Consider the following 10,853-nt stretch of genomic DNA (forward strand, 5'->3'; position numbering starts at 1 on the left):
ATGTTAGCTATGGGCAGACGAACTTTCCCAACAGTCTGGTCATGTCCATCAATAATTGCAGTGCCTAGCCCGACAATGCGGCGCAAACCCGCTTGCAAGCGTAATTCGCCGTGTTGGCCCGGTGTTTGCTGCTTTCAGTAGGCTAGATGTGCCGCAGCATAATTGCCGTGCTTGGAAACGTTCCTACGGTAGGCGGGGTGGACTTACATTGTCCGCATCGAAGAAGCGGCCAATAATTGCGGCGTACGCCATGCAAAAGAGCGGTACCCGCTTTGGGTGAACAATTGAGGTCGGCGCCGTAGCGCCAGCCCGTCAGGAGTAAAGCCTGCGAGCCAATGCAGGCAGAGAGGTGATAAGACAATGATGCCGACAAACACAAGATCGACCCTCAGGCGACTGTTGTTGGCCACGGGGTCGGCTGCTGCAATCGTACTTGCTGGGTGCCAATCCAATGGACAACGTACCGATCTCGCGCCAGGCGCCAAAGTTGGCAATGCAGATGACCTGTTGGTTGTCGATTGTCTGCTACCGGGCCAGATCCGCAAGCTCGGGTCCAACCTCACGTTCGTCGCGCCACGCAAGGCAATCAAGACCAGCGGCACCGATTGCGAAATTCGCGGTGGTGAATACGTCGCCTATGATCGTGCCGACTACCGTACCGCTCTGAGAATCTGGTTGCCTGCAGCGAAAGAGGGCGACGCCGATGCCCAGGTCTATGTGGGTGAGATCTACGAAAAGGGATTGGGACTGGAGGCCGATTACCAGACGGCGATGGCCTGGTATCGCAAGGCAGCGGAGCAAGGCAATACGCGCGCACTCATCAATCTCGGTTACCTGTATGAAAGCGGGCTTGGAGTGGAGCGCAATCTCACTGAAGCCATGAATTGGTATCGCAAGGCGTCCGGTCTCAACGATGGTCAACTCGAGTTCGTATCGTCAGTTGAGATGGCCAACCGCAAAGCGGTGAAGGCCGAGCACGCCAGTTTGAAGCAGGAGGTCGGAAAACTTCGCGGCCAACTGAAGACCGCCGAAAATCGGCTCGCCAGCAGTCGACGCTCGTTGGCGGCCAAAGAGCAGCGTGTGCAGGCGTTGCGTAAGGTGGCCAAAAACAACTCGGCGAGCACCCCCAAAGCGACTCCGGTTGTGGTACGTGACGAGCAATTGGTCAAACAGCTCGAAAGTGCACAGGAAGACCGACGCCGCCTTCTCGCGCAGTTGGCCGATACGCAGGCAGACAGCGAGAAGATGCGCGCCTCGTTGACCGAGCAGGAAGCCGAGCTGCAGGAAAAGAAACGCGAACTGCAGATCGCTCAACGTGATCTTGATATCACCCGACAAAAGCTATTGAAGGCGCAAACTGAAGGGAGCGCCGCTACGTCTATCGATACCGACGAGCTGCAGCAGCGCTATGAGAAGACCTCCACGCAGCTTGCCAGCGACCGTCAAGAACTTACCCGACTGACCAAGCGCCTGGCCAACACCCAACTCGAGAAATCGCAGTTGCTGAACGATCTGAACGCGCGCGAAGCCGAGTATGCCCGTACCCAGGAAAAGCTCGCTTCGCTGCTTGAAGGTCAGGGTGAGTATGAAGAGATGCGTGTGCTGTTGGCCGAATCGCAGCAGGAACGTCTGCGCCTCACCAGTCAGTTGGCCGAGGTACAGATAGAGTCGGCGCAGTTGCGCCAGCGCGTGCCGCAGGTCGAGGCCGAACTCGAAGCGCGTAAGAGTGAACTGGCGACCAGCCGGGCCGCCGTCGATCAGTTACGCACGACCTTGAACCAGCTACGCAGCGCACAACGCAGCAGCGACAGTGACGAGATCGGTGCATTGGCTGCGGCGTTGCAACAGAAAGAAGAATCGCTTGCTGACACCCAGCAACAGGTATCGGCGCTCGAGCAGGAACTGTCGCAGCAGCGCGGGCAATCGTCGCGTGCACTGGCCGATGCACAACAGCGCGAGCAGGACTACAAACAGCAAGTCGCGCAGCGCGAAAAGACCATACAGGATCTGAAAGCCAAGTTGGCGCCGGCGCTGAGTCAGTCTTCCGAGTTGAAAAATGTCCGCACGCAACTCGACAAGGCCGATGCGCAGCGTCTGTCTCTGACCAAGCAGCTTGCTGAACAGAACGTGGCGTATGCCGATCTGCAGGAGCAGTTGGCAACCGCCCAAAAGGTTGCTGCAACGCGCGACCGTGATCTGGCGAAAAGCCGGGAAACGATCACCTTGCTGCAAACTCAGTTGAGCGAAAGCGAGGCTTCGTTGGCATCGAGTTCCACTGCAATCGAAGGTCTTAAGAAACGCCTCGCGCAGAAGTCACAAGAGCTCGAGGACCGGCGTCGTGAGGTTGAGCAGCTGGAGGCTGAACAGCAGCGCAACGAGCAGGCAATGCAACGCCAGTTGGTCGATGCGCAGCAAAACCAGTCGACTCTGTCGGAATCAGTCGAAAGCCAGCAGAGCAAGATCAAGCAGCTCGAGTCCCGCCTGACGGTGATGCAGGATTCGCTCGAAGCCAGCGAGAGCAAGAATGCGCAGCTCGACGTGGTTGAATCGCAACTCGAAACCGAGCAGGCCAAGGTCGTACAGCGCGAGAAAGAGATTCAACGGCTGCTGACCAAGATCTCAGCCGCTGAGCAGGCGATCTCGGGTCCGAAATCCACGTCGGTCGTAACCACTTCAACCGACGGTCCGACGATAGAGATCATCGAGCCGCCGCTGGCGGTCACCCGCGGCGCGCCGAGTGTGCTGTTGCGTTCACCGACGAAGTCTGTCGATGTGGTCGGCCGGGTGAGCCCCGAGAAGGGCCTGGTAACCTTCAAGATCAACGATCGCAGCCGTACGCTCAGTGGTAACGGGTTGTTCCGTGAATCCTTGTCGCTGCAAGGTACGCGTACGCCGGTCAACATTGTCGCGGTCGATGAGCTTGGAAACCGTACCGCGCTCGACTTCTACGTGATCCCGCCGTCAGCGAAGAAGGCGAAGGAAAGCTCGGGGTCGACCGGTGGGGCTACGCCTCCGTCGGGTGGCGACAAGGTCGACTTCGGTCGGTATCACGCCCTGGTTATCGGCAACCAGGAATACACCAAGATGCAGAAGCTCAAAACGCCGGAGAACGATGCGCGTGAGTTGGCCAGTGTGCTGGAGAGCAAGTATGGGTTCGAGACAACCCTGCTGCTCAACGCCACGCGTTATCAGATCCTGTCTGCGTTGAACAATCTGCGCGCGACCCTGACGGAGAAAGACAACCTGCTGATCTTCTATGCAGGTCATGGCGAGCTCGATAACGTCAACCTGCGCGGCCATTGGTTGCCGGTCGATGCGGAGCCCGACAGTTCGGCCAACTGGATATCCAACGTCGCTGTTACCGACATATTGAACGCGATGTCTGCCAAGCATGTGCTTGTCATTGCCGACTCGTGCTACTCAGGCGCCATGACGCGCTCGTCGGTTGCCCGTCTCGAGACCGGCATGTCGAAGCAGAAGAAGGACCAGTGGTACGAGATCATGGCCGGCGCACGTGCCCGTGCCGTGTTGACGTCCGGTGGGCTTCAGCCGGTGCTGGATTCCGGCGGCGGCGATCACTCGATCTTTACTGCAGCGTTGCTGGATGTGCTGCGCAACAACGACGGTATTCTCGAAGGCTACAGCCTGTACCGCAAACTGCAGTCGCGGGTGAAGAATCAGGCGGCGCGGTTGAATGTCGAGCAGGATCCGCAATATGCGCCGATCAAGTTTGCCGGGCACGAGGCGGGCGAGTTCTTCTTCCTGCCGCGGCGCGGTGTATTGGGCGTACTCGATCAGCATGAGACGCGTGTAGCCGCTGCAAAATAACAACGGGCTTCACTCCGCCGACCGATAGTTGGCGGGGTGAGCCGCGGTTCAGTCGTTGTTTGGACTGCGCATAAACGATAACAATCGGAGGGGAGGTGTCTGTATGCCGAACCAGTCGCAGGGGCAGACCATCGTCAGTATTCGGATCTCCTGTTCGCGCGATGCCCGCGCTACCTACAGCGAGCACGAAGAATCTTGCGCGGAGCGGATTCGAAACGCACTGATCGATTTGTTGCCGGATGAATCGGCGCAGTTGGTGAATGAGTCGGCTGGCGACATTGTAGTCGGGTTTGACGCGCCGGAGAGTGCACTCATGATCTCGCGGCGCATGCAGCAGTTCGCGGCAGCCAAAGCGCATGAGCACGGTGTGATCATCAAGATCGGCCTGGTGGCGCCTGACGAGCGGCAGACAGCTGGCAATGGCGATGCTTCGCTGGCGATTGCCAAGAGTCGCGAACTGGCGCGTTTGGCTTCCTCCTCACAGACACTGGCGTGCCTGAGCAGTGCCGCCGATTTCGACCTGGCCTTGCGCGACAAGCTGTCGGAAGTGGACCCCGATGAGTGGCGGGAAGAGTTGTGCGATGGGCGAGGAAAGGTCTACGCCGTCAGTTGGCAGGAAGACGTGGCGACTCGGCTTGCACCGGCGATCGGTGCTGCGCAGGCCGTGACCCGGGTGGGCAAACTGCGGCTGCGTTGGCGCAACGAACAGATGGTGCTGCAGCCGGATACATCGCGCATCACGATCGGACGCGGTGGTGACGTCGACATAGCGATTGAATCGGACTTTGCGTCACGTGACCATGCCCATGTAGATTACCTGCATTCCTGCTTCGTGCTGGCCGATCACAGCACCAATGGCACCTATGTGCAGATCGACGACAGCGAAGTCTTCATCCACGATGACGAATTGATTCTGCGCGGGGAGGGCTGGATCAGCCTCGGCCGCCGACCACGTTCAACGGCAGGCAAGGTGGTCTATTTCTGGGCCGAAGGCGAAGCCGATGCGCAATAAGTACCAAGAGTTAAAACAAGAATGAATGGACAGCAGGACATTACCTGGGAATCGGTTGCTGAAACGCATGCGGGCAAGGTGCGTTCGGCGAACGAAGATGCGGTGCTGAACCGGCGTGATGCCGGCCTGTGGGCTGTGGCGGATGGCATGGGTGGACACTACGCCGGCGCCGAGGCGAGCCGGTCGGTAGTCGACGCATTGGCATCGGTTTCGGCAACGCAGTCACTGGACGATTTGGCGGCCGATGTCGAGCAGGCACTGAAAGATGCCAATGCCTCGTTGATCAAGAAGGCCCGCGATACCGGCAATGGGATATCGGGCAGCACGGCCGCAGTACTGATCAGCGTGGGCGACAAGGCCGCTGCGATCTGGGTCGGCGACAGCCGCGTGTATCGCGTGCGTGGTGGGCGCCTTGAGCAGATCAGTCGCGATCACAGTCAGCTCGAAGAATGGATTGCCATGGGCCTGCTGGACCGCGACGATGTTGAGAGTCATCCGCCGTCCAATATCATCACGCGTGCTATCGGCGCTGAAGATCTGCTCGAGGCCGATATCGAGAAATTCGACGTCCAGCCGGGCGACACCTACCTGATTTGTTCCGACGGTCTGTACAACGAAGTGCCGGATGCCGAGATCGCGCAGTACCTCGACGGTGGGCGTTGTGTTCAGGCAGCGCGCCAGTTGCTCGACCTGGCATTGTCGCGCGGGGCGCGGGACAACGTGTCGTTGATCGTTGTGCACGCACAGGCAGACGATGACGACGAGACGCGGACCCTGATCAATCCGAGCCTGTCTGCGAGCTGATTGCCGGCGATCAGCTTGTCTTGGTGCGTTTGAAGCTCTTCGAGCTGATCCCGTGCTTCTTCAATAACGTCTGCACGTGCGTACGGTTCATGCTGAGGTTCTTGGCGACCTCGGTGACCTTGCCATTGACCTCGCTCAGCGCCTGTTCGAGGTAGAGTCGTTCGGCCGCATCGCTCGCGGCCTTCTTGACGTCGGATAGCGACTGCGGCGAATCGCTCAGCACGTCGCCCATCGGGATCTGTCCCGGCTGTTCTTCGAGCACGTGTTTCGGCAGGTGAGGAACATCTGCTGTGTCATCGGCTAAACAGGCCAGGCGGAAGATGATATTGCGCAGCTCACGAATGTTGCCCGGATAGTGATAGTTCATCAGAAACGCGTGCAGCCGCGGCGACAGCCGCAGCACTTCGCGTTTGAGCTTCTCGGTGGCCTCTTCGAGGAAGAATTCCAACAGCAGCGGGATCTCGTCGCGCCGGTCGCGCAACGGGGGAATCGTTACCTGGATGACGCTCAAGCGATAATAAAGGTCTTCGCGGAACTCGCCGCGTCGTGACATCTCGAGCAGATCGCGGTTGGTCGCCGCGACCACGCGCGTGTCGACGGTAATCGGCTGGTCGGAGCCTACGCGCTGGATCTCACTCGATTGCAGGGCGCGCAAGAGTTTGACCTGGCCCTGCAGCGGCAATTCGCCGACTTCGTCGAGGAAGATCGTGCCGGTATGCGCGCTCTCGAACTTGCCCTTGCGGTCGCCCGATGCACCGGTAAACGCCCCTTTCTTGTGGCCGAACAACTCGGATTCGAGCAGGTTTTCCGGGATTGCACCGCAGTTGACCGACACGAACGGCTTGTCGCTACGGTCGCCGTTGGCATGGACCACTTTGGCCAACAGTTCTTTACCCGTACCGCTCTCGCCTTGAATCAATACCGGCAACTCGGTGGGTGCAGCGCGCTCGGCGATCTCCATCGCATCAAGCAACTCCGGACTGTCGCCGAACACGCCCTCGAACACGAACTGCCGTTCGTCGAGTGCCTTGCGCCGCTCGGCGGCACTCGACTTTGCCTCATCGACAGGTTTGCGCAGTGGTTCGGGCTTGTCGCCGTCGCCGTCCGTTGCGGTGAACAATCGATCCTTGCGCAGTTGCTCGACCGCTTCGTCACGCAGTTCATTGCACTGCTTCAGCAGCTTGGCGACATCGACCTCGTTGGTACGCGCCGCCCAACGCAGGCTGGCGCGCAGGATCTCGATCTTTTCCAGAACCGTACCCAGTCCCTGGGCGATGGAACCACGTCGAACAAACTTTCTCATCGCTCGTTCGCCATCTGTTTACGGACCAACTGGTAGTACATGCCCTTGCGGTCGACCAGTTCCTGGTGGGTGCCTTCCTCGGCGATGTCGCCTTCGTACAGCACCAGGATCTTGTCGGCATTCATAACGGTACTCAGTCGGTGGGCGATGACGATCGAGGTGCGTCCCTCGAAGACGTGCTGCATGTTCGTCAGAATGTTGCTCTCAGACTGCGAATCCAGTGCCGAGGTGGCTTCATCGAAGATCAGCAGTTGCGGGTCGTGGTACAAGGCGCGCGCGATACAGATACGCTGTATCTGCCCGCCCGACAGGCCAACGCCGCGTTCGCCGACGACCTGTTCGTAGCCGAGCGGCAGGTTACTGACGAAGCGATGTGCATCCGCGTGCTTGGCGACCTCGACGATACGCCGGCGATCCGGATTCTCGTCACCGAGTGCGATGTTTTCCGAGATGGTGCCGGAGAACAGTAGATTACTCTGCATGACGTAGCCTACGCGTCGTCGCAGGTACTCGAGGTCGACCAGCTCCAGGTCGTAGCCATCGATATAGATCTTGCCCTCGGTTGGCGGGAAGAACCCGACCAAGAGCTTTGCCAGTGTCGTCTTGCCGGATCCACTCAGGCCGACGATCGCCACCTGCTCGCCGGCTTTCATGGAGAAACTGATATCTTTGAGTACGTAGGGTGTCTCTTTGCCGCCGTAGCGGAAGAACAGGTTCTCGACGCGGATATCTCCCTTCAGGTCGGGCAGGACGATGCGCGATGCCGCTTCGGATGGCTTCTGCTCCGGATCGAGGTCGAGCACGTCGCCCAGGCGTTCCATCGACACCCCGGCCTCATGCAGTTCATCCCACAGGCCGATTATCCCCATGATCGGTGACATGACGCTGCCGACCAGCATGTTGAACGCAATCAACTGGCCGGCCGTCAGCTCCTGAGATACGACAAGCTGTGCGCCGACCCATAGGATCGTCACGCTGATCGAGGCATTCAGCAATTGGCTGATCACCCCGAGGCCGAGTTCGAACTTGGCGGCGTCGTACTGTACGTTCAACGCATTGGCGTACTTGCTCTCCCACTTGAGCCGCATCGAGCGCTCGACACCCATCGCCTTGACGGTTTCTGCACTGCTGATGGTCTCCATCAGTACCGCTTCGGCTTCGGTGGAGGCCTCGAACGTGCGACGCGCGTATTGCTTGATCTTGGGCGTAGCCGCCAGGGTCAACAAAGCAATGGGTACGATCAGGATGAGGAGCAGTACCGTCAGCTTGACGCTATAGATAAACAGCACGATCAGGTAGACGAACATCATCAGTACGTTGAGCAGGGTACTGATCGTTGATTCGGTCAGGAATGAGCGGATCGTCGCGTTTTCCTGGAAGCGGGCGAAGATGTCGCCGGTACGCCGCTTGGTAAAGAATGACAGCGGAAGCGCGAGTGTATGTTTGAAGAAACTCGACATCATCGAGAAGTCGAGGTTGCGCACCAGGAAGTTCGATAACATCCCCCGCATGGCCGTGGTCGTCTGCATAAAGACATGCGTCAGCACCAAGCCCACGATCAGCAGCGTCAGCAGGTCGAGGTTCTGGTGAACGATCACGTTGTCGAGCACGTTCTGTACGATGACCGGTGGGGCGATGCCCAGGGCCTCGATCACCAACGTCGCCATCAACAAATAGCCGAGCGTTTTCTTGTAGGGTGCGAGGAACGATGCAAATCGCCGCCACGGCGACTGGGATACGCCGAATTGCGCCAGGTTGCCGCTAGGCGTAAATACCAGCGCAATCCCCGCCCAACCCTGCTCGAAGCGGGCGCGGTCCATCTTGACGAAGCCGATTGCGGGGTCGGCGATCCAGACGTGTGTTTTGGACACGCCGTAGATCACGACATAGTGATAGCCTTCCCAATGCGCGATGATCGGCAGCTCGAGACCGAGCAGAGAGTCGTAGTCACATTTGAGGCCGCGCGTGGTGAAACCCAGCGATTCGCCGACCTTTGCCAGGCTGTCCAAGGTGGCGCCTTCGGTTGTCACGTTCGCCATCTCGCGCAGCTTGCCGAGCGTGATCGGAATCTTGTAGTGCTTGGCAATCATCGCCAGGCATGCGGCACCGCAGTCCATCTCCTCGGCCTGTTCGACGAGCGGGAAGCGGCGCAGCACCTTCTGGCCCGGCCCGGACTTGGAACGCAGGTCGAACAGCGAGGTGCGTTTGCGTTCCGCCGCGAGTTTTTCCTGGCGTTCGAATTCGCGCTCGGTGGCCTGCGCGCGTTTCTCGAGCACCTGGCGGAAGTCGGGGTTGCGGTCGAGGATCAGCTTGACCGTGCGCTCGGGCACGATCATCACCGTCACGTCCGTCTCGGCCGTGGCCGCGAACGGCTGACGTTGTCCCGTCAACGCCGCTTTTTCACCGAACGACTCACCTTGGCGAATGGTCGCGAGGTGGCGTTCGGCCTTCTTCTCGGCGCGCGTGATCTTTACCGTGCCGGTGCGCACGAAGTACAAGCGGCGATCGCCGCTGCCGTCCTGTTCCAAGATGGCGGTGCCGGCAGAGAAACGTTTGACGCCAATGCTGCGCACCAGGTCTTCGAGTTCGTCCTGCTTGACCTTGCGTCGCAGATCGAAGATCTGCGTCAGCAGGCCGCCGGCACTGCTGATGGCGACGTGATTGGTAACGAAAGATGCCGCTTCGGCATTCGACTTGAGGATCGGCGTGATCGCACTGCGTGGAATCATCACCACCTCGGCGTCACTCGAGGCGCGCGCAGAGTATTCGTGGCGATGTTCGCGCAGAATCGCCAACTCCGACAGCGTCTGCCCCGCCTTGCGCAGCCCGACGCTCAGCTCCTTGTCGTGTTCATGCTTGAACAGACGAATGGTGCCGGTCTTGACGATATAAAGTCCGTCCGCCGGGTTACCGGCGTCGATCACGGAATCGCCGAACTCGTAGCTCTGAGTCTCCAGCTTGCCGGCAAGCGCCGACAGTTCGTCATCGTTAAATACAGAGAGAATTTCCACGCTGCGCAGAAATTCCACGAGCTCTTTGATTTCCATGGTCTTTGTTGTCTTTCGTTATTTTGATGTCAATCCGTTATCCCTGGCGCAAGGTCTTGCGGCTTAAAGGATCTCGACGCGATGCTCTTCGAGACGCTCATCGAGCCACTTCTCGTACAACAGCTTGGTGATCATCTTTTGCGTGGTCAGATCGAGCGTCGGGTTGTGACGTTTGGTGACCATGTAGACTTCGTGGAACATGCCGTCATCGGTTTCGAATGGGCCGAGGGGTTCGCCGACCGGTGAGTTGAAGATCTTGGCTTCGATCTCGCCGCTGAGGCCGCCGCGAACCACGGTGCCGATGTCGCCACCTTTCTCAGCCGTCTCGGGATCGAGCGAGAATGACTTGGCCATGTTGGGGAACTCTTCCGGGTCTTCTTCGAGGATCGCAATCAGTTCGCGTGCCTTGCCTTCGGAATCGACAATGATCTGGCTGACCTCGACCGATTCGAACTTGGGTGAGTGCAGGTCGAAGAAGTCTTTGATCGCCTGCTCGGAGCAGACGTGTTGCAGTACCTTGGTGCGCATCAGCGAATCGCGCAGGTAGTCCTCGAAGCCTTCCAGCGACAAGCCGACGCTGTCGAGGAAATCAAACGTCTCTTTGGCGGCGTGCAAGCCCAGCACCCGTCGCAGGTTGTCGGATTCTGCCTGAATCTCATCGTCACCGACGTTGAAGCCCATGCGGCCTGCCTCGCTGGCGGTGATCTCCTGGGTGATGATGTCCTCTACGATCTGATCGAACTTGTTGCCGATCTTCAAGTAACGGATGAGATCGTCTGATGTGATCTCCTTGTCATCGATGCGAGCGATTGTAGTCATGTTTGCTTACCTTTCTTATTGGGTTAGTCCATTAGGAACT

The 10,853-nt window shown here is 58.9% G+C and carries 6 protein-coding genes; 3 read left to right on the plus strand and 3 right to left on the minus strand.

Features of this window, described 5'->3' with window-relative positions:
• Positions 1–360 precede the first annotated feature (360 nt).
• The 3 genes from B1781_RS02100 to B1781_RS02110 all read left to right on the plus strand — a co-directional run bounded on the left by B1781_RS02100 (position 361) and on the right by B1781_RS02110 (position 5,644).
• The gene (locus tag B1781_RS02100) at positions 361–3,828 is read left to right on the plus strand and encodes a caspase family protein (protein WP_078118096.1); all 3,468 of its coding nucleotides are present in this window, start codon (positions 361–363) and stop codon (positions 3,826–3,828) included.
• Positions 3,829–3,931: 103 nt separating this feature from the next.
• The gene (locus tag B1781_RS02105; protein WP_078118097.1) at positions 3,932–4,840 is read left to right on the plus strand and encodes an FHA domain-containing protein; all 909 of its coding nucleotides are present in this window, start codon (positions 3,932–3,934) and stop codon (positions 4,838–4,840) included.
• A 21-nt stretch (positions 4,841–4,861) separates the two neighbouring features.
• Entirely contained in the window at positions 4,862–5,644 is a 783-nt protein-coding gene (locus B1781_RS02110) for a PP2C family protein-serine/threonine phosphatase (protein ID WP_078118098.1), read from the plus strand.
• Between the two features lie 10 nt (positions 5,645–5,654).
• On the opposite strand, the gene B1781_RS02115 is transcribed toward B1781_RS02110, so the two are convergent.
• From B1781_RS02115 to B1781_RS02125, 3 genes are all read right to left on the minus strand, one after another.
• Positions 5,655–6,947: a sigma-54 interaction domain-containing protein gene (locus tag B1781_RS02115; RefSeq protein WP_078118099.1), complete on the minus strand. Its 1,293-nt coding sequence runs from the start codon at positions 6,945–6,947 to the stop codon at positions 5,655–5,657.
• The gene (locus B1781_RS02120) at positions 6,944–9,994 is read right to left on the minus strand and encodes a peptidase domain-containing ABC transporter (RefSeq protein WP_078118100.1); all 3,051 of its coding nucleotides are present in this window, start codon (positions 9,992–9,994) and stop codon (positions 6,944–6,946) included. Before B1781_RS02120 ends, B1781_RS02115 begins: the two co-directional genes overlap by 4 nt.
• A gap of 63 nt (positions 9,995–10,057) precedes the next feature.
• Positions 10,058–10,813, minus strand: a complete 756-nt coding sequence (locus B1781_RS02125) for a peptidylprolyl isomerase (protein ID WP_078118101.1) — start codon at positions 10,811–10,813, stop codon at positions 10,058–10,060.
• Positions 10,814–10,853: the final 40 nt, after the last annotated feature.

The organism is Thiosocius teredinicola (genome assembly GCF_002009425.1).
Taxonomy (GTDB): domain Bacteria; phylum Pseudomonadota; class Gammaproteobacteria; order Chromatiales; family Chromatiaceae; genus Thiosocius; species Thiosocius teredinicola.

Excerpts from the sequence above, each read along its gene's own strand:
- B1781_RS02100 (WP_078118096.1), top strand. The coding sequence starts at position 361 with ATGATGCCGACAAACACAAGATCGACCCTCAGGCGACTGTTGTTGGCC.
- B1781_RS02105 (WP_078118097.1), top strand. The coding sequence starts at position 3,932 with ATGCCGAACCAGTCGCAGGGGCAGACCATCGTCAGTATTCGGATCTCC.
- B1781_RS02110 (WP_078118098.1), top strand. The coding sequence starts at position 4,862 with ATGAATGGACAGCAGGACATTACCTGGGAATCGGTTGCTGAAACGCAT.
- B1781_RS02115 (WP_078118099.1), bottom strand. The coding sequence starts at position 6,947 with ATGAGAAAGTTTGTTCGACGTGGTTCCATCGCCCAGGGACTGGGTACG.
- B1781_RS02120 (WP_078118100.1), bottom strand. The coding sequence starts at position 9,994 with ATGGAAATCAAAGAGCTCGTGGAATTTCTGCGCAGCGTGGAAATTCTC.
- B1781_RS02125 (WP_078118101.1), bottom strand. The coding sequence starts at position 10,813 with ATGACTACAATCGCTCGCATCGATGACAAGGAGATCACATCAGACGAT.